Origin of the sequence: Pseudomonas sp. NCIMB 10586 (assembly GCF_023127895.1) — a bacterium.
Taxonomy (GTDB): domain Bacteria; phylum Pseudomonadota; class Gammaproteobacteria; order Pseudomonadales; family Pseudomonadaceae; genus Aquipseudomonas; species Aquipseudomonas synxantha_A.
In genome coordinates, this window is record NZ_SPKQ01000012.1 from 37,933 (window position 1) to 55,681 (window position 17,749).

17 protein-coding genes are annotated in these 17,749 nt (G+C 60.8%); 7 read left to right on the forward strand and 10 right to left on the reverse strand.

Annotated features, from left to right (window positions below):
• Positions 1-39: 39 nt before the first annotated feature.
• Positions 40-1,236: a class I SAM-dependent rRNA methyltransferase gene (locus tag E4P01_RS05910; RefSeq protein WP_005792302.1), complete on the reverse strand. Its 1,197-nt coding sequence runs from the start codon at positions 1,234-1,236 to the stop codon at positions 40-42.
• Positions 1,237-1,514: 278 nt separating this feature from the next.
• On the opposite strand from E4P01_RS05910, the gene E4P01_RS05915 reads away from it, so the two are divergent.
• A complete protein-coding gene (locus E4P01_RS05915) occupies positions 1,515-2,327 on the forward strand; it encodes an HDOD domain-containing protein (RefSeq protein ID WP_216092206.1) in 813 nt (270 codons plus the stop codon).
• Between the two features lie 21 nt (positions 2,328-2,348).
• Entirely contained in the window at positions 2,349-3,161 is an 813-nt protein-coding gene (gene mutM / locus E4P01_RS05920) for a bifunctional DNA-formamidopyrimidine glycosylase/DNA-(apurinic or apyrimidinic site) lyase (protein ID WP_005792299.1), read from the forward strand.
• Between the two features lie 123 nt (positions 3,162-3,284).
• Here the strand turns inward: mutM and E4P01_RS05925 are convergent, their stop codons facing one another.
• The 5 genes from E4P01_RS05925 to E4P01_RS05945 all read right to left on the reverse strand — a co-directional run bounded on the left by E4P01_RS05925 (position 3,285) and on the right by E4P01_RS05945 (position 7,857).
• Positions 3,285-3,536, reverse strand: coding sequence for a YfhL family 4Fe-4S dicluster ferredoxin (locus tag E4P01_RS05925; RefSeq protein ID WP_003195146.1), 252 nt, complete (start codon positions 3,534-3,536; stop codon positions 3,285-3,287).
• A gap of 102 nt (positions 3,537-3,638) precedes the next feature.
• On the reverse strand, positions 3,639-4,118 hold the full coding sequence (coaD, locus tag E4P01_RS05930) for a pantetheine-phosphate adenylyltransferase (RefSeq protein ID WP_003195136.1): 480 nt from the start codon (positions 4,116-4,118) through the stop codon (positions 3,639-3,641).
• A gap of 103 nt (positions 4,119-4,221) precedes the next feature.
• Complete coding sequence (locus tag E4P01_RS05935) at positions 4,222-5,817, reverse strand: GMC family oxidoreductase (protein ID WP_148853840.1); 1,596 nt, start codon at positions 5,815-5,817, stop codon at positions 4,222-4,224.
• A gap of 37 nt (positions 5,818-5,854) precedes the next feature.
• The gene (locus E4P01_RS05940; RefSeq protein ID WP_005792296.1) at positions 5,855-6,400 is read right to left on the reverse strand and encodes a hypothetical protein; all 546 of its coding nucleotides are present in this window, start codon (positions 6,398-6,400) and stop codon (positions 5,855-5,857) included.
• A 29-nt stretch (positions 6,401-6,429) separates the two neighbouring features.
• Positions 6,430-7,857, reverse strand: a complete 1,428-nt coding sequence (locus tag E4P01_RS05945) for a coniferyl aldehyde dehydrogenase (protein WP_078822565.1) — start codon at positions 7,855-7,857, stop codon at positions 6,430-6,432.
• A gap of 146 nt (positions 7,858-8,003) precedes the next feature.
• Between E4P01_RS05945 and E4P01_RS05950 the strand changes: the two genes are divergently transcribed.
• A complete protein-coding gene (locus E4P01_RS05950) occupies positions 8,004-8,675 on the forward strand; it encodes a TetR/AcrR family transcriptional regulator (protein WP_216090438.1) in 672 nt (223 codons plus the stop codon).
• Between the two features lie 33 nt (positions 8,676-8,708).
• Positions 8,709-9,563, forward strand: coding sequence for a sulfurtransferase (locus E4P01_RS05955; protein WP_148853842.1), 855 nt, complete (start codon positions 8,709-8,711; stop codon positions 9,561-9,563).
• Positions 9,564-9,698: 135 nt separating this feature from the next.
• Here the strand turns inward: E4P01_RS05955 and E4P01_RS05960 are convergent, their stop codons facing one another.
• From E4P01_RS05960 to E4P01_RS05975, 4 genes are read right to left on the reverse strand one after another with little or no spacing between them, the layout of a single operon-like run.
• Entirely contained in the window at positions 9,699-10,694 is a 996-nt protein-coding gene (locus E4P01_RS05960; protein WP_216090437.1) for a hydrolase, read from the reverse strand.
• Positions 10,695-10,745: 51 nt separating this feature from the next.
• On the reverse strand, positions 10,746-11,363 hold the full coding sequence (gene rsmD / locus E4P01_RS05965) for a 16S rRNA (guanine(966)-N(2))-methyltransferase RsmD (RefSeq protein ID WP_216090436.1): 618 nt from the start codon (positions 11,361-11,363) through the stop codon (positions 10,746-10,748).
• Positions 11,363-12,853 carry a pitrilysin family protein gene (locus E4P01_RS05970; protein WP_078822563.1) on the reverse strand — a complete coding sequence of 497 codons (1,491 nt, stop codon included), beginning with the start codon at positions 12,851-12,853 and terminating at the stop codon, positions 11,363-11,365. The genes rsmD and E4P01_RS05970 overlap by 1 nt, the downstream gene beginning before the upstream one ends.
• Complete coding sequence (locus tag E4P01_RS05975; protein ID WP_005792289.1) at positions 12,846-14,201, reverse strand: pitrilysin family protein; 1,356 nt, start codon at positions 14,199-14,201, stop codon at positions 12,846-12,848. The genes E4P01_RS05970 and E4P01_RS05975 overlap by 8 nt, the downstream gene beginning before the upstream one ends.
• Before the next feature lie 338 nt (positions 14,202-14,539).
• On the opposite strand from E4P01_RS05975, the gene ftsY reads away from it, so the two are divergent.
• Genes ftsY through ftsX form a run of 3 tightly spaced genes read left to right on the forward strand, consistent with a single transcriptional unit; the run spans position 14,540 to position 17,621 of the window.
• Positions 14,540-15,934 (forward strand): signal recognition particle-docking protein FtsY, encoded by a 1,395-nt coding sequence (ftsY, locus tag E4P01_RS05980; protein WP_005792288.1) that lies wholly within the window; start codon positions 14,540-14,542, stop codon positions 15,932-15,934.
• Positions 15,931-16,602, forward strand: coding sequence for a cell division ATP-binding protein FtsE (gene ftsE, locus E4P01_RS05985; RefSeq protein ID WP_003213784.1), 672 nt, complete (start codon positions 15,931-15,933; stop codon positions 16,600-16,602). Before ftsY ends, ftsE begins: the two co-directional genes overlap by 4 nt.
• Positions 16,599-17,621, forward strand: coding sequence for a permease-like cell division protein FtsX (ftsX, locus tag E4P01_RS05990; protein WP_005792287.1), 1,023 nt, complete (start codon positions 16,599-16,601; stop codon positions 17,619-17,621). The genes ftsE and ftsX overlap by 4 nt, the downstream gene beginning before the upstream one ends.
• Positions 17,622-17,749: the final 128 nt, after the last annotated feature.

Genomic DNA, 17,749 nt, shown 5'->3' on the forward strand with positions numbered 1-17,749 from the left:
GATCAGTCGTTGACTGTTCCTACGGGGAGCATCCCGCTGTCAGCTATTAGGCAGCAAGCGACAAGTAATGCTCTTGATATACCGCGTCTCGACAATCGCCGGATGCACCGGGTGGTCCGGGCCCTGGCCGCCGCGTTCGAGCATCTGGATATTGCGATCCAGGTGACGGGCGCTGGTCAGCAGGATGTTTTGCAGATCGTCTTCCGGCAGGTGCATCGAGCACGAAGCGCTGACCAGGATGCCGTCCTTGCTGAGCAGGCGCATGGCTTGCTCGTTGAGGCGGCGGTAGGCGCCTTCGCCATTCTTCATGTCTTTTTTGCGTTTGATGAAGGCCGGTGGATCGGCGACGATCACGTCGAAGCGCTCTTCGCTGGCTTTCAGTTCTTTCAACGCTTCAAAGACGTCGCCTTCGATGCAGGTCATCTTCTCGGCAAAGCCGTTCAGCGCGGCGTTGCGCTCTACGCCGTCGAGGGCGAAGGCCGAAGCGTCGACGCAGAACACTTCACTGGCGCCAAAGGCTGCAGCTTGCACGCCCCAGCCGCCGATGTAGCTGTACAGGTCGAGCACGCGCTTGCCTTTGGCATACGGGGCCAGGCGGGCGCGGTTCATGCGGTGGTCGTAGAACCAGCCGGTTTTCTGGCCCTGGATCACCGGGGCTTCGAATTTCACGCCGTTCTCTTCCAGCGCCACCCACTCCGGCACCAGGCCGAAAACCGTTTCGACGTAGCGGTTGAGGCCCTCGGCGTCGCGTGCGGCGGAGTCATTCTTGAACAGGATGCCGCTGGGCTTGAGCACCTGGGTGAGGGCCGCGATCACGTCTTCTTTATGCGCTTCCATGGTCGCCGAAGCGATCTGCACCACCAGGATGTCGCCGAAACGGTCAACCACCAGGCCCGGCAGCAGGTCGGAATCACCGTAGACCAGGCGGTAGAACGGCTTGTCGAACAGGCGATCACGCAGGGACAGCGCGACGTTGAGGCGGTGCACCAGCAGCGACTTGTCCAGCGGCAACTTGATGTCGCGCGACAGCAGGCGGGCGCAGATCAGGTTGTTCGGGCTCATGGCCACGATGCCCAGGGTCTTGCCGCCGGCTGCTTCCAGGATAGCCTGGTCGCCTGCCTGGAAGCCGTGAAGTGGGGTGGCGGCCACGTCGATTTCGTTGCTGTAGACCCACAGGTGGCCGTTGCGCAAACGACGATCGGCGTTGGCTTTGAGACGCAGGCTTGGCAGGGACATGACGTCGCTCCGGAAAAAAGAGCGGGAGTATACCCTTTGCGCACTCTTTCATGTGGGAGCTGGCTTGCCTGCGATGCGGGCGGTGCGGTGTATCAGACGTACGGTGGTGATGCTATCGCAGGCAAGCCAGCTCCCACATTTGATCGGGTTTCAGTTTGGGTTTTTGGGTGTCGGTCACGGCTGCATAAGGGGTAGAATTCGCGCCTAGTCCAGAGTGTGTATTTATGTCCCAAGAGCTTTCCGCCGAGCAGATTCAACAGGCCCTGCAAGGCATCAGCGTGCCGCCCCAACCGCAAATCATGGTGGATTTGCAGATGGAGCAGTACATGCCCGACCCGGACCTGGAAGTGATCGCACGGTTGATCTCCCAGGACCCGGGCTTGTCTGGTGCGCTGCTCAAGATCGTCAACTCGTCGTATTACGGCTTGAGCAACAAGATCGCCTCGATCCAGCGTGCAGTTAACCTGCTGGGCAGCCGGTCGGTCATCAACCTGATCAATGCCTTGTCGATCAAGGGCGAGATGAGCGACGACACCATCGTCACCCTCAACCGCTTCTGGGACACCGCCCAGGATGTGGCCATGACCTGTCTCACCCTGGCCAAGCGTACTGGTTCCCAGGCCGTCGATGAAGCGTATGCATTGGGCCTGTTCCACGATTGCGGCGTGCCGCTGATGCTCAAGCGTTTCCCCAACTATATGGCAGTGCTGGAGCAGGCTTATGCCAGCGCCGGCCCCGAGCGCCGCGTGGTCGACACCGAAAACAACGCGTTCCACACCAACCATGCAGTGGTCGGCTACTACACCGCCAAGTCCTGGCGCCTGCCGGAGCATGTCACCGATGCCATCGCCAATCACCACAACGCCCTGGCGATTTTCAGCGATGAGACGTCGCGCAATCCGCAGCTTAAAAACCTGCTGGCGATTTTGAAGATGGCTGAGCATATCTGTTCGTCCTGTCGCGTGCTGGGTAACCAGGCCGTGGACCATGAGTGGAACGCGATTGGCCATCTGGTGCTGGATTACGTGGGCCTGTCGGATTACGACTTCGAAAGCCTGAAGTTGTCGATCCGCGAACTGGGTGCGCACTGAACAGTCATTCAAGAGGTACACATGCCCGAGTTACCTGAAGTCGAAACCACCCGACGCGGCATTGCCCCGCACCTGGAAGGCCAACGCGTCAGTCGCGTGGTGGTGCGTGAGCGGCGCCTGCGCTGGCCGATCCCGGAAGACCTGGATGTGCGCCTGTCCGGGCAGCGCATCGTGCTGGTGGAACGGCGGGCCAAGTACCTGTTGATCAATGCCGAAGTGGGCACCTTGATCAGTCACTTGGGTATGTCGGGCAACCTGCGTCTGGTTGAGGTCGGTATGCCCGCGGCCAAGCATGAACATGTGGATATCGAGTTGGAGTCGGGGATGGCCCTGCGCTACACCGACCCTCGGCGTTTCGGCGCGATGCTCTGGAGCCAGGATCCGCACAACCACGAGCTGCTGCTGCGTCTGGGCCCGGAGCCGTTGACCGAGCTGTTTGATGGCGAGCGTTTGTTCCAGCTGTCACGCGGCAAGTCGATGGCGGTGAAGCCGTTCATCATGGACAACGCGGTGGTGGTGGGCGTGGGCAATATCTATGCGACGGAAGCGCTGTTTGCGGCGGGTATTGACCCGCGGCGTGCCGCCGGTGGCATTTCACGCGGGCGCTATTTGAAGCTGGCGATTGAGATCAAACGGGTGCTGGCCGCCGCTATCGAGCGGGGCGGCACCACGCTGCGCGACTTTATCGGCGGTGATGGGCAGCCGGGGTATTTCCAGCAGGAACTGTTCGTGTATGGCCGTGGCGGCGAGGCGTGCAAGGTCTGCGGGAGCGAGTTGCGCAATGTGGTGCTGGGGCAGCGGGCGAGTGTGTTTTGCCCCAAGTGTCAGAGCTGATAGCTTTGTGATGGCTGAGATTGTCATCGGGGGCAAGCCCCCTCCCACACTTTGATTTGTGAACACATTCAAAATGTGGGAGGGGGCTTGCCCCCGATGAGGCCCTCACAGGCACTAAAAAACTCAGGCCTTACCGGTAATCTTGCGGTACTTCTCCATCAACTGCTCTTCAGTCTCCGGGTGCGCTTCATCCAGCGGAATGCAATCAACCGGGCAAACCTGCTGGCACTGCGGTTCGTCGTAGTGGCCGACGCACTGGGTGCACAGGTTGGGGTCGATCACGTAGATCTCTTCGCCCTGGGAAATGGCGGCGTTCGGGCACTCGGGTTCGCAGACGTCGCAGTTGATGCAATCGTCGGTGATGATCAGGGACATGGAAACTCCTGCCAGGGCACTCTGCCAAGGCATCTGAAAACTAATGCGCGCAATTGTGCCGCATTGGCGCCCGCAGTGCGAGCAGGCACCGATTGAGCGGTCTTACTTCTTGAAGCGCAATGTCAGTGCGTCCGCCACGGCAGGATGCACGAACTTGGTGATATCTCCGCCCAAAGCAGCAATTTCACGAACTAACGTCGAGGAAATGAACGAATAACGCTCCGACGGCGTGAGGAACAGGCTTTCCACGTCCGGCGCCAGTTGGCGGTTCATGTTGGCCAGTTGGAATTCGTATTCGAAATCCGACACCGCCCGCAAGCCGCGCAAGAACACATTGGCGTTCTGCTCCTTGGCGAAATGCGCCAGCAATGTCGAAAAGCCCACTACTTCCACATTCGGCAGGTGCTTGGTGACCTCTTGCGCCAGCTCCACACGTTGTTCCAGGGGAAACAGCGGGTTTTTCTTGGGGCTGGCTGCGACCGCGATGATCACATGGTCGAACAGGCGAGAGGCGCGTTCGACCAGATCGCCATGGCCTTTGGTAATCGGGTCGAAGGTACCTGGGTACAACACTCGGTTCATCGCGTCGTCCTGGCGGAGTCCGTTGGGGAACCGGATGGTATCGCAGCCATCCCGGTCGGCCAAGTCGACTTACGTAGATAAATGCCGTGAATCGAACGGTTTTTCACGCTGTTTTCAGACGTTCGGCCAAGGCTGACGCCAGTTGGGCGCTCAATCCATACACCGACAACTGGGGATTTGCCCCGATGCTGGTAGGAAACAGCGAGCCGTCATGAATAGACAGGTTACGCAGTTGGTGGTGGCGACCGAGGCTGTCGGTTACCGCATGCTTCGGATCTTCGCCCATGGCACAGCCGCCCATCACATGGGCGCTGCCAAGGGTTGTGCGGTGCAACTCCAGGTTCAAACCGTCAATCATGCTGCGCGCTTCGGCCAGGCTGTTCACGTACCGTGCGTCGTGATGCAAAGGCTTGACCGATTTGGCCCCTGCCGCGAACTGAATCTCGGCCATGCTGTGGAAGGCCCGGCGCAGGCCGTCCCAGGCGTAGGGCGAAACCTGATAATCGAGCACGGGTGTGCCATCGCCGCGTAAATCCACGCTGCCGCCCGGGCTGTCGGGGTGAAAGCCGTCGCGCAGCAGGGCGAGCATGGCGTGGGTGTGAGGCAGTTGGTTCATGTCCAACGCGTTCTGTTTGCCGTAACCGCCAAACAAGGTGCTGGCCAATCCTGGGTGTAAGGGTGGCGCTTCGAGCTTGTAGGACATTTTGCCGGTAGTGCCGTCCTGCCATTGGAAATGGTCGGAGTAAATCGATTGCGGCGCACCGTAGAACGGGTTGATCACTTCGTCGAACAGCCCCGCCGAGAAGTTGACTAGGTGCAAGAAGGTCCGCTTGCCCAGCCGCGAATGCGGGTCGGGCGCGTCCGAGCGCATCAGCAGGGCCGGGCTATTGATACCGCCGCCCGACAGCACGTAATGCCTGGCTTTTACGGTGATCTTGCGCCCGGTCGGCGCCACGCAGCGCTCGTCCATGGCCACGCATTCCAGGCTGCTGATGGTGTCGCCGCTGTATTTGAGCTGCTCGGCGCGGGCGAGGTACAGCAGTTCGCCGCCTTTCTCCAGGGTGGAGGGGATAGTCGTCACCAGCATCGATTGTTTGGCGTTCACCGGGCAACCCATGCCGCAATAACCCAGGTTGAAGCAGCCGCGCACATTGCGCGGGATCACATGCCAGCTGTAGCCAAGCTTTTCGCAGCCTTTGCGGATCACATCGTTGTTGGCATTCGGTGGAAGCGCCCAGGGTGCGATGCCCAGGCGCTGTTCCATTTTTTCGAACCAGGGCGCCATCTCGGCGCTGCTGTGGCCCTTCACCGCGTATTCGCTGGCCCAGTGGGCGAGGGTGGCGTCGGGGGTACGAAAGCTGGAGGTCCAGTTGATCAAGGTGGTGCCGCCCACCGCCCGGCCTTGCAGGATGGTGATGGCGCCGTCCTTGCTCATGCGGCCGATGCCTTCCTGGTAGAGGCTGGCGTAGGCTTCGTCTTCGAGCAGCTTGAAGTCACTGCTGGTCTTGAGTGGGCCCTCTTCGATCAGCAACACCTTGTAGCCAGCGGCGCTGAGGATCTCTGCGGTGGTGCCACCACCGGCACCGCTGCCAATAATGGCTACATCGGCTTCCAGGGTCAGGTCGTTGTCGAGGGCGGCACCATTGTGGGTTTTCCAGCCACGGGCCAGGCCATCACGGAACAGATCGGGTACGGGCATCAGGGTCGTCTCTGGTTTTTATTGTGAGGGATGCGAATCAGATCTTCGGTGGGCCGGGATAACCGCAATGGGCCCAGGAGGCGGGCCGAAAATACCAGGCCATGATCACCAACTTGAGCAGCGAGCCCTGTCCCATGCGCAGCAGGTTCAGGTAGCTGTTTTCCCAGCGGTGCAGGAAGTTGCGGATCTGCTCGCTGCTGGCATTTTCCCAACTGCCCCAGATACCGGTCAGCGGGCCGCGGGTGATGCCCATGCCCAGCACGTCGAATAACTGCTGGGTGAGCTTGAACATCTCCGGCGACAAGTTTTGCAGGCTGTAGTCGAGTTTTTTCAGGGTGTCTTCAATGCCTGCGACCACTGTCTCGGCGCTGGCCGCACCCTCCAGCAGCACTGGGATCACCGCGCGCAAGAACGGCAAATCACTGGCGCGCAACATCGCGAAGCCGCTGGCCGGCGTACTGCTGGAGCAACCGCTGAGACTGGCGCCAAGCCCGGCGGTGGCGAGGAAAGCGCTGGCGCACAGGCCGATTTTCAAGACGCCGCGCCGAGACAGTGCGGGTGAATCGTTCAGGCTGGGGTTCATTGTTTTTATCGTCCTGAAGGTGACGGTTATCAGCGGATAAACAACTTCTGGATCAATTTCTGAATCGATTTGCCGTAAGGGGGGTAGATCAACTTCGCCGCGTTCAGGCGCTGTTTAACCAGCACGCCCTTGGCCTTGCTGAATGTCAGGAAGCCTTCATGGCCGTGGTAATGGCCCATGCCCGACGGGCCGATGCCACCAAAAGGCATGTCGTCCTGGGCAACGTGCAGCAAGGTGTCGTTCAGGCATACGCCGCCGGAATGGGTTTCGTGAAGCACACGCTCCTGCTCGTTCTTGTTGTAGCCGAAGTAGTACAGGGCCAGTGGGCGTGGACGCTGGTTGATGTAGGCAAAGGCTTGGTCAAGGCCGCGATACGGCACGATGGGCAAGAGCGGGCCGAAAATCTCGTCCTGCATGACTGTCATGTCGTCGCTGACATTCAGCAGCAGGCTGTGGGCCATACGTCGAGCCTGGCCTTGCTCGTACAGTGGGACCAGGGTGGCGCCCTTGTCGGTAGCGTCCTTGGCGTAGGCATTGAGCCGGGCCAGTTGCCGCTCGTTGATGATGGCGGTGTAGTCCGGGTTGTCGGCCAGGGTCGGATAAAACCCACGTACGGCCTTGGAATACGCCTCGACAAACCCTGCGACGCGGTCCTCCGGCACCAGCACATAGTCTGGCGCCACACAGGTTTGCCCGGCATTCAAGGCTTTGCCGAAGGCGATGCGCTCGGCGGCGTCCTTGAGCGGTACATCGGCCGAGACGATGGCTGGCGACTTGCCGCCCAGTTCCAGGGTGACCGGCGTGAGGTTTTCGGCCGCCGCACGCATCACGTGTTTACCAATGCTGGTGGCACCGGTAAACAGCAGGTGATCGAAGCGCAATTTGGAAAACGCCATGCCCACTTCGGCTTCGCCCAGCACCACGCACACCAGGTCCTCGGGAAAGATCCTGGCCAGCAGCGCCTTGAGCAGTTCGCCGGTGGCCGGTGTGGACTCGCTGAGCTTGAGCATCACCCGGTTGCCGGCGGCCAAAGCCCCGACCAACGGGCCGATAGCCAGATACAACGGGTAGTTCCACGGCACGATGACGCCGACGACGCCCAACGGTTGATAAATGACTTTGGCCGAGGCGGGCTGGAAGGCAATGCCTACAGCGCGGCGGGAGGGTTTCATCCAGCTCTTGAGGTGTTTGCTGGCATAGTGAATGCCATGCAGGCTGGGCATCAATTCGGCGAACAGGGTTTCGTCTGCGCTGCGATGGCTGAAGTCCTGGCTGATCGCAGTGATCAGCGCCTGGCGTTCGTCGCTGAGCACATCGCGCAGGGCCTTGAGCCATTGTTGGCGTTGCGCAGCCGGTGGCATCGGGTTGGCGGCGTAGGCGCGACGCTGGGCTTCGAACAGCTCCTGGAGGTGGTCCAAGGCCTGGGCATCTTGCAGGTAGGCAACGTTGGCAGACATGGCGCAGTTCCCGATTGTTATAGGTCTGCCTGGATTTTTAGAGTCATTGCTCTAAATTGTCAAATAACATTGCAGTAACATCCAGATTTAACCTGGCCGGCATAGGCCGTAAGATGCCCCATCCCGTGTTTGGAAGCTGATCCCCCATGGCACCACGAGTAAAGACCAGCGAGCGCATTGTGCAAACCAGCCTGGAGCTTTTTAACCAGCAGGGCGAGCGCAGTGTCAGCACCAACCATATCGCCGCCCATATGGAGATTTCTCCGGGCAACCTGTACTACCACTTCCCCAACAAGCAGGCGATCATCGCCGTGCTGTTTCGCGAATATGAAGCCCTGGTGGACAGTTTCCTGCGCCCGCCCCAGGGGCGCACGATGGTGGTGGAGGACAAGCGCTTTTATCTGCAAGCCGTGCTGGCGGGCATGTGGCGCTATCGTTTCCTGCACCGCGACCTCGAACATCTGCTGGAGAGCGATCCGGAACTGGCCACGGGCTATCGGCGGTTTTCCCAGCGTTGCCTGATCCAGGGCGGTGCCATTTACCAGGGGTTTGTCGATGCCGGCATTCTGAATATGGACCCGGTGCAAACCGAAGCCCTGACCCTGAATGCCTGGATCATCCTGACCTCCTGGGTGCGGTTCCTGTGCACCACCAACGAAAACTCCACCCACCTGAGCGCCGAGGCGATCAAGCGCGGGGTGTACCAGGTGCTGGTGTTGGAGGCGGGGTTTGTCACGCCCCAGGCCAAGGATGCGGTGGATGCTTTGTTCAAAGAGTTTTACGTGCCGTTGAATCAGGCACTGGAAGAAGTGAAGTAAGACCTTTCCCCTTTGTATTCACAGGAGTCAGTCATGCCGCTTGCCCAACTGATCAGCCCCCCGCAATTGGCCGAGCGCCAGAAGTCGGCAGAGCTGGTGATCCTGGATTGCCGCTTTGCCCTGGAGGACCCGGATTACGGCCTGTGCAGCTACACCGAAGGGCATATCGAGGGCGCGCAATACGCCGACCTGGAGCGCCATCTGAGTGGCCCGGTGACCAAGGGTGTGACCGGCCGCCATCCTTTGCCTGCGGCGGACACCTTCGCCAAACAGCTGCGAGCTTGGGGCATCAGCGCCGACACCGATGTGGTGCTGTATGACGATGGCCCCGGTGCCTATGCCGCCCGTGCCTGGTGGCTGCTGGCCTGGCTGGGCAAGCGTGATGGGGTGTTTATTCTCGATGGTGGCCTCAAGGCCTGGCACAGCGCCGGTTTCCCCTTGAGCCTGGATGCGCCGGTGACCGAGCCGGGCACCTTCACTGGTACGCCGGATAATCGGTTGGTGCTGGATGCCGAGCATTTGCAAAAACGCCTGGGTCAGCCCGGCCTGACCTTGATCGACGCCCGCGCCCAGCCGCGTTTTCGTGGCGAAGTAGAGCCCATAGACCCGATTGCCGGGCATATTCCCGGCGCGCAGTGCGCAGCATTCAATGAAAACCTGGGCAGTGACGGGCGCTTCCTGCCGGCCGAGCAGCTCAAGCAACGCTTTGCTGCGCAGTTGCAGGGGCGCCCGCCGCAGGAGTTGGTGGCGTACTGCGGTTCGGGGGTGACGGCATGCCATAACCTGTTTGCCCTGGCGTTGGCGGGATATCCGTTGGGCAAGTTGTATGCGGGGTCGTGGAGTGAGTGGATTACGGATCCGGCGCGGGAAATTGCAACAGGCGACTGAGCAATTGGCCCTGTAAACCCAATCAAAATGTGGGAGGGGGTTTGCCCCCGATTGCAGTGTGTCAGTCTCAGTATCTGTAACTGATCCACCGCTATCGGGGGCAAGTCGAATCGTCGCACCGCCCCTCCCACATTTTTAACTGCGTTGTGTCAGTAACCACTGTGGGATGCGGCGTTCCAAGTAATAGCCGGGACGTTTCAGTGAACCCTCCACAAAGCCCACATGCCCACCCTTTGTCAGCAATTCAAACTCGGTGCACTCCGACAGCTCACTCGCTTCCGGCAGGCTATGAGCAAACACAAACGGATCATCGGCGGCCTGGATGATCAGTATTGGTGTGCGGATATCGCCCAGGTAGTAGCGACTGGATGCGCGGCGATAGTAATCCTCAGCACTCAAGAAGCCATGCAACGGCGCAGTCACTCGCCCATCGAAGTCCCAGAACGTGCGCATCTTCTCCAGGGAGCCCAGTGCCTCCAGGGTTTTCAGTCCTTCCTCACGTCCATCTTGCAAAAACTGGCGTTGCTTTACGCGAATGTACGCCAGCATCTCGCGCATGAAATGCTTCTGGTAAATCCGCGAAAACCCCAGACCGATGCGATCAGCGCATTGGTCCAGGCGAAACGGTACCGAGACCGCCGCCGCGCCTTGCAGCCCCGAAGTCACGCCGGTTTCGCCCAAGTGCTTGAGCAACACATTGCCGCCCAGGGAATACCCCACGGCATACAGCGGTGCCAGTGGCCGTTTGGCGCGCAGATGGGCAATCGCCGCGGCCAGGTCTTCGCTGGCCCCGGAGTGATAACTGCGCGCCAGAAGGTTGGGCTCGCCCGAGCAGCCGCGCCAGTTCAACGCAACGCTGGCCCAACCTTGGCCGGCGAGGGCTTGTTGCAGGCCGGCCACATAGGGCGAATTGGACGAACCGGTCAGCCCATGCAGCACCAGTACCAACGGTGCGTGCAGGTCATGGGGACCATGCCAGTCGAGGTCGAGGAAGTCGCCGTCTTCCAGCCATAGACGTTCGCGTTGGCGTTCGATATGGGTCGTTGGGCGCAACAGCGGCCCCCACAGTGTTTGCAGGTGAGGGTTGCCGAGGCCGAAGGCGGGTTTGAACAGATCGGAAGAGGGGGTCATGAAACTCTCGGTAGCCAGTGAGCTCGCCGTGGCAAGCTCCCCTGCCACAGGTTAAGCGGCGTTTTCGACCAGGCGATGCCACAACGCGTAATACACCCGTCCGGACTTTTGCTCCCGATGCAGGCGCCAACTGCCCGGCAGGCCGAGCGTTGACGGCGCGGTCTCGCTTTCAGTGTAGATCCAGGCATCCGGTGCCAGCCACTGGCGCTCTTCGAGCAAAGCACACACAGTCGGCAGCAGGTTCTGGTTGAACGGCGGGTCGAGGAACACCACGTCGTATTCAGTCACCGCCTGGGTTTCCAGGTAGCGCAGCGCGTCGGCCGTCTGCACCTGGCCGGTGGTGCAACGCAGCGTGCCCAGGTGTTCCTTGAGGGTGGACACCGCCACATTACTGGCATCCAACGCCTGGCCCTGGGCCGCGCCACGCGACAGCGCCTCCAGGAACAGCGCGCCACTGCCGGCGAACGGGTCCAGCACCTTGGCCCCGCCGATGTATGGCGCAAGCCAGTTGAACAGGGTTTCACGCACGCGATCCGGCGTCGGGCGCAGGCCTACGACGTCGGGGAAGCTCAGCTTGCGGCTGCCCCATTCACCGCCAATGATGCGCAGTTGGCCCACACCGTTATGCACGTTGTGGACAGGTTTTTTCGGGCGAGATGAACTGGCCATTAATGCTCCGGAACCCCGAGCGGCTGCTCGGCAGGTTTATCAGTGGGGGGCGGTAGTGGCTTTTGCGCAATCGTCGGGCCGGCGGTCACGATGACCATCTTGTCGGCGCTCAAGTGTTTGTTCATTGCAGCCTTGACCTGCTCTACGGTCAGGGCCTGGGATTGTTTCATGAAATCTTCCAGATAGCTCAGCGGCAGGTTGTAAAAACCCATGGCGCCCAGTTGCCCGACAATATCGGCGTTGCTGGCGGTGGACAGCGGGAAGCTGCCGGCCAGTTCGCGCTTGGCGTCGTCCAGTTCTTTTTGCGTGGGGCCGTTCTTGAGGTAGTCAGCCAGTACATCCTCAACCAGGCGCAGGGTGCCGCCGCTCATTTCGGCGCGGGTCTGCAAGTTGATCATGAACGGGCCGCGCACCTGCATCGGCGAGAAACCGGAGTACACGCCGTAGGTCAGGCCGCGTTTCTCGCGCACTTCGCTCATCAAGCGGGTGCCGAAGCCACCGCCGCCAAGGATCTGGTTGCCCAGGGACAGAGCTGCGTAGTCCGGATCGGCGCGGTCGATGCCCAATTGCGCAAACAGCAGGTGGGTTTGCTTGGAGGGAAACTCGATACGGCTCAGGCCGGCTTTTGGCTCGGTCGGTTGAGCGATCTTGGCCATGGCGGGCCCTTTGGGCAGCGAGGCCGACACTTTGGCCGTCATGGCCTCGGCCTCAGCGCGAGTCAGGTCGCCGACCACCGCAATCACAGCATTACCCGCCGCGTAGGCTTTGGCGTGGAATGCCTTCAACTGCGCCAGGGTGATCTTCGGCACACTCTCGGGGGTGCCTTCGCTCGGGTGCGCGTAAGGGTGATCGCCGTACAGGCGTTTGAACAGTTCGATGCTCGCCAGCTTGGCGGGGTTCTGCTTCTGATACTCGAAGCCGGCCAGGATCTGGTTCTTGATCCGCGCCAGGGAGTCTGCCGGGAACGTCGGTTGGCCAATAACCTGGTCGAACAGTGCCAGGGCTGCGGTGCGCTTATCGCTGTCGCTGAGGCTGCGCAGGGTGACCAGCGCCATGTCGCGGTAGGCACCATTGCCGAAGTCGGCGCCGAGGCCCTCAAAGCCACTGGCGATCTGGCTGACATCCTTGCCCGGCACGCCTTCGTTGAGCATGGCGTTGGTCATCAGCGCCAGGCCCGGTGTGTCGCCATCCTGGCTGCTGCCGGCGGCGAACAGGATGCGCATGTCGAACATCGGCAGTTCATGGGCTTCGACAAACAGCACCTTGGCGCCTTCGGCGGTGGTCCAGGTTTGCACATCGAGCTTGCGGTTGGTTGGCGCCTTGCCGTCCAGTTCCGCCAGCGACTGCAGGGTGCTGGCCGATTGGGCCTTTTCCAGAGCCTGGCTGGCGACCGACTCGCTCGGGCGCAGGAAATACACGGCACTGGCCGCAACCAGGGTGACTGCGATCAGGCTGGGCAGGATCAGGCGGCTGCTTTTACGATCACTCATGAGCGGTCTCCTCAGGCAAAACATGGGCGACGCTCAGACGTTCGCGGGTGAAATAGGTGCGCGCGGCTTTCTGGATATCTTCTGGCGTCACGCTTTGCAGGTCGGCCAGTTCGGTGTCCATCAGCTTCCAGGACAGGCCGACGGTTTCCAGGGAGCCGATGGCCGTGGCCTGGCTGGTGATGGAGTCGCGTTGGTACACCAGGCCGGCGATGACCTGAGCACGGATGCGCTCCAGTTCTTCAGCGGTCGGCGGCTTGGCTTTCAACTCATCAAGCAGGCGCCACAGGCCGGCTTCGGCTTGGGCGACGGTCTTTTGTTTCTGCTGGTTGGGCGTGGCCGAGAGCATGAACAACGTATCGCCACGGGTATAGGCGTCGTAGTTGGTGGACGCGGCGGATACCAGCTCCTCACCACGCTCAAGTTGCTCGGAGATACGTGCACTGTAGCCGCCGTCCAGCAGGGCCGAGATCAGGCGCAAGGCTTGCACCGAGCGTTTGTCTTCGGCGGTGGCCAGGCCCGGTACGTTGAAGCCCAGGAACACGCTTGGCAGTTGGGTCTGCACCCGCAGGGTCAGCAGGCGCTCGCCGGGTTCGGCCAGCTCCAGCGGGATCTTCGCCGGTGGCACATCACGCTTGGGGATCGGGCCGAAGTAACGCTGGGCCAGGCTTTTCACCTCGTCCGGGGTCACATCGCCGACCACTACCAGGGTAGCGTTGTTGGGCACATACCAGGATTGGTACCAGTGGCGCAGTTCCTCGACCTTCATGCGCTCAAGGTCAGCCATCCAGCCGATGGTCGGCGTGTGGTAGCCGCTGGCCGGGAAGGCCATGGCCTTGAAGCGCTCGTAGGCCTTGGACATCGGGTTGTCGTCGGTGCGCAGGCGGCGTTCTTCCTTGATTACCTCGATTTCGCGGCTGAACTCGTCGGCGGGCAGGCGCAGGCTGGCCATGCGGTCGGCTTCCAGCTCAAAGGCCACGCCCAGGCGGTCGCGGGCCAGCACCTGGTAATACGCGGTGTAGTCATCGCTGGTGAACGCGTTTTCTTCGGCGCCCAGGTCACGCAGGATCAGCGAGGCTTCGCCGGGGCCGACCTTGGCGCTGCCTTTGAACATCATATGTTCAAGGGCGTGGGACAAACCGGTCTGGCCTGGGGTTTCGTAGCTTGAACCAACCTTGTACCAGACTTGGGAAACCACCACTGGCGCGCGATGGTCTTCGCGCACGACCACTTTAAGGCCGTTATCCAGAGTGAATTCATGAGTGGGTTGTGGGTCGGCAGCGAAGGCTGAAAGGGGCAGACAAACTGTGCTGAGCAGCAGGCCTGCGGCGCGGCGGGCTAGAGCATTCATTCGTTTTTTAACCTGTTGGGCTGCCCGCTTGGTCTTAGCGTCGGCGGGCGAGGAGGTGCTAGGATACTGATCCGATTTAGGGACGGCCACTGCGGTCGTCATCTAGTCCTGGGTTCAGTCGTAGGAAAGTTGGAGTAGTTGGCGTTTTTCCCCGACAATCTTCCACGTTTCGCCGATTTTATCGCTTCAGTCCCATATTGAAACGATTTGCCAAGGCACTTATTTACGCCTTACAAAATGTTGCGCATGAACAAGCGGGCGTTAAAGCAGTCTGTTCTGCATCGAATTTATTTACCGAGGCGCCCTGGCGCATCGCTACTTTGAGATAGCCGTCCTCCATGTTTGGTTCCAACGACGACAAGAAGAGCCCAGCTGCGGCTGGCGAGAAAAAAGGCCTGTTCGGATGGCTGCGCAAAAAGCCGCAGGAAACCGTCGTCGAACAGCCGCAGGTTCAAGCTGAGCCTATTCCAGAGCCTATAGTAGAAGCCGAGCCGGTTGCCGAGACGCCGGCGCCGGTGGTGTTGCCCATCGCGGAGCCGGTATTGCAGCCGGTGGTCGAGGCAGAACCCGAGCCGGAGCCCGAGCCCGAGCACAAACCGTGGCTTGCGCTACCGGTAGCCGAAGAGCCGGTGGCACTGGTTGAAGATGTGCAGGCTGAACACGTGACGCCGCCCATTCCGGTGGCGCCACCGGTAGAGGTAGTGGTCCAGACGCCGCCAGCGGTCGAAATCCCGGTTGAAGTGCCTGCTGTCGTTGCCGCGCCTGCGGTGATCGAAGAGCCTGTCGCGCCTGCCGAAACCAGCAAGAGCGGCTTTTTCGCCCGCCTCAAGCAGGGTCTGAGCAAGACCAGCGCCAGCATCGGCGAAGGTATGGCCAGCCTGTTTCTGGGCAAGAAGGTCATTGATGATGAACTGCTGGAAGACATCGAAACCCGCCTGCTCACCGCCGACGTGGGTGTCGAAGCCACTGCCGTGATCATCCAGAGCCTGACTCAGAAGGTCGCGCGCAAGCAACTGACCGACGCCGATGCGTTGTACAAATCCTTGCAGGCCGAACTGGCTGCAATGCTCAAGCCCGTGGAAGCGCCGCTGGTGATCACCCCGAACAAGCCGTTCGTGATCCTGGTGGTCGGCGTCAACGGCGCGGGCAAAACCACCACCATCGGCAAGCTGGCCAAGAAGCTGCAGGGCGAGGGCAAGAAAGTCATGCTCGCCGCCGGTGACACCTTCCGTGCCGCCGCCGTCGAGCAGTTGCAGGTATGGGGCGAGCGCAACAAGATCCCGGTGATCGCCCAGCACACCGGCGCCGACTCCGCTTCGGTGATCTTCGATGCCGTGCAGGCCGCCAAGGCGCGTAATATCGACGTGTTGATCGCCGATACCGCCGGGCGCCTGCACACCAAAGACAACCTGATGGAAGAGCTGAAGAAAGTGCGCCGTGTGATCAGCAAGCTCGACGCCGATGCGCCGCATGAAGTCTTGCTGGTGCTCGACGCCGGTACTGGTCAGAACGCCATCAGCCAGGCCAAACAATTCAACCAGACGGTGCAGCTGACCGGCCTGGCATTGACTAAGCTCGACGGCACGGCCAAGGGCGGGGTGATTTTCGCCCTGGCTAAACAGTTCGGGTTGCCGATTCGTTATATCGGTGTCGGTGAAGGTATCGACGACCTGCGCACCTTTGAAGCCGAACCCTTTGTACAGGCACTGTTTGCCGAGCGGGAGCGTTCATGATTCGATTCGAACAGGTCGGTAAACGCTATGCCAACGGGCATGTGGGCTTGCATGAGCTGAGCTTTCGAGTGCGTCGCGGCGAGTTCTTGTTTGTCACCGGTCACTCGGGCGCTGGCAAAAGCACGCTGTTGCGCCTGTTACTCGCCATGGAGCGCCCGACCACCGGCAAGTTGCTGCTGGCGGGCCAGGACCTGGCTACCATCAGCAATGCGCAAATTCCGTTTCTACGCCGCCAGATCGGCGTGGTGTTCCAGAATCACCAGCTGCTGTTCGATCGCACGGTGTTCAACAACATCGCGCTGCCGCTGCAGATTCTCGGGCTGTCCAAAGCCGAAATCGTCAAGCGCGTGGATTCGGCGCTGGAGCGCGTGGCATTGTCGGACAAGACCGACCTTTACCCGGGGGACCTGTCCACCGGCCAGCAACAGCGCGTCGGTATTGCCCGCGCCATCGTCCACCGCCCGGCCCTGCTGCTGGCGGACGAACCCACCGGTAACCTCGACCCGCGCCTGGCGGCCGAGATCATGGGGGTGTTCGAAGACATCAATCGGCTGGGCACCAGCGTATTGATCGCCAGCCACGACCTGGCCCTGATCGCCCGTATGCGCCATCGTATGTTGACCTTGCAACGTGGCCGCTTGATCGGTGATGGGGAGGCTGGCGTATGAGTGCTACCCGTAGCCCCAAAGTATCCGAACGCGTGGCACCCAAGCCTGCCGATCCGCAACCGCCGAAGAAAAAGCGTGACGAAGACGACGGCCCGGACTTCGGCACCTTGCTGCACGCCTGGATCGAAAGCCATCGCGCCAGCCTGCTTGACAGCCTGCGTCGCCTGGGCAAACAGCCGATCGGCAGCTTTTTCACCTGCCTGGTCATGGCCGTAGCCTTGAGCCTGCCGATGGGCTTGTCGCTGCTGCTTAATAATGTGGAACGCCTCGGCGGTTCCTGGCAGCGGGCGGCGCAGATATCGCTGTACCTGAACCTGGACACCAGCAGCAAGGACGGCGAAGCGCTACGCGACGACATCAAGAACATTCCGGGCGTAGCGGATGCCGAATACATCAGCCGCGATCAAGCCCTTGAAGAATTCCAGCAGCAGTCCGGCCTGGGCGAGGCGCTCAAGGAGCTGCCGCAGAACCCGCTGCCGGGCGTGGTGCTGGTGACGCCGAACGAGGTCGACAAGCCGGCGCTGGAGGCCCTGCGACAAAAACTCGCAGAGATGCCCAAGGTGCAACAGGCTCAACTTGATCTAGTCTGGGTAGAGCGCCTGGCCGCGATCCTCAAGCTGGGTGACCGCTTTGTGTTCGGCCTGACGGTGTTATTAGTGTCTGCATTACTTTTGGTGATAGGTAATACCATTCGTCTTCATATTGAAAACCGTCGCACCGAGATAGAAGTGATTAAACTGGTCGGCGGCACGGACAGCTATGTACGCCGTCCTTTCCTGTACATGGGCGCGCTTTATGGCCTGGGTGCCGGGGTCTTGTCCTGGGGCGTGCTGGCGTTTGGCCTGAATTGGTTGAACGACGCGGTTGTCGGGCTGGCGGGTTTGTATGGCAGTGATTTTGCCCTGGCCGGGGTGCCGGTAGCCGATGGTCTGAGTCTCTTGCTTGGCGCGGTGTTGTTGGGGTATATCGGTGCCTGGATTGCGGTAGCACGGCATTTACGTGAACTGGCGCCGAAGTAGTTAATGCCAGATTAATGTGGTTTCGTTTGTATTGACCGTATCAGTGGTTTAGGGAACTTGTCCTACGGTTCCCAGGTCAATTTTCGCAGTGCTGAACTGCACGAGTTATGTGAGTCGGAGGTTTTTTC

Coding starts and splice junctions, on each gene's coding strand:
- E4P01_RS05950 (WP_216090438.1), top strand. CDS start 8,004: ATGGCACCACGAGTAAAGACCAGCGAGCGCATTGTGCAAACCAGCCTG.
- E4P01_RS05975 (WP_005792289.1), bottom strand. CDS start 14,201: ATGAATGCTCTAGCCCGCCGCGCCGCAGGCCTGCTGCTCAGCACAGTT.
- E4P01_RS05960 (WP_216090437.1), bottom strand. CDS start 10,694: ATGACCCCCTCTTCCGATCTGTTCAAACCCGCCTTCGGCCTCGGCAAC.
- ftsY (WP_005792288.1), top strand. CDS start 14,540: ATGTTTGGTTCCAACGACGACAAGAAGAGCCCAGCTGCGGCTGGCGAG.
- E4P01_RS05910 (WP_005792302.1), bottom strand. CDS start 1,236: ATGTCCCTGCCAAGCCTGCGTCTCAAAGCCAACGCCGATCGTCGTTTG.
- ftsX (WP_005792287.1), top strand. CDS start 16,599: ATGAGTGCTACCCGTAGCCCCAAAGTATCCGAACGCGTGGCACCCAAG.
- E4P01_RS05970 (WP_078822563.1), bottom strand. CDS start 12,853: ATGAGTGATCGTAAAAGCAGCCGCCTGATCCTGCCCAGCCTGATCGCA.
- E4P01_RS05945 (WP_078822565.1), bottom strand. CDS start 7,857: ATGTCTGCCAACGTTGCCTACCTGCAAGATGCCCAGGCCTTGGACCAC.
- rsmD (WP_216090436.1), bottom strand. CDS start 11,363: ATGGCCAGTTCATCTCGCCCGAAAAAACCTGTCCACAACGTGCATAAC.
- coaD (WP_003195136.1), bottom strand. CDS start 4,118: ATGAACCGAGTGTTGTACCCAGGTACCTTCGACCCGATTACCAAAGGC.
- E4P01_RS05935 (WP_148853840.1), bottom strand. CDS start 5,817: ATGCCCGTACCCGATCTGTTCCGTGATGGCCTGGCCCGTGGCTGGAAA.
- ftsE (WP_003213784.1), top strand. CDS start 15,931: ATGATTCGATTCGAACAGGTCGGTAAACGCTATGCCAACGGGCATGTG.
- mutM (WP_005792299.1), top strand. CDS start 2,349: ATGCCCGAGTTACCTGAAGTCGAAACCACCCGACGCGGCATTGCCCCG.
- E4P01_RS05925 (WP_003195146.1), bottom strand. CDS start 3,536: ATGTCCCTGATCATCACCGACGATTGCATCAACTGCGACGTCTGCGAA.
- E4P01_RS05955 (WP_148853842.1), top strand. CDS start 8,709: ATGCCGCTTGCCCAACTGATCAGCCCCCCGCAATTGGCCGAGCGCCAG.
- E4P01_RS05940 (WP_005792296.1), bottom strand. CDS start 6,400: ATGAACCCCAGCCTGAACGATTCACCCGCACTGTCTCGGCGCGGCGTC.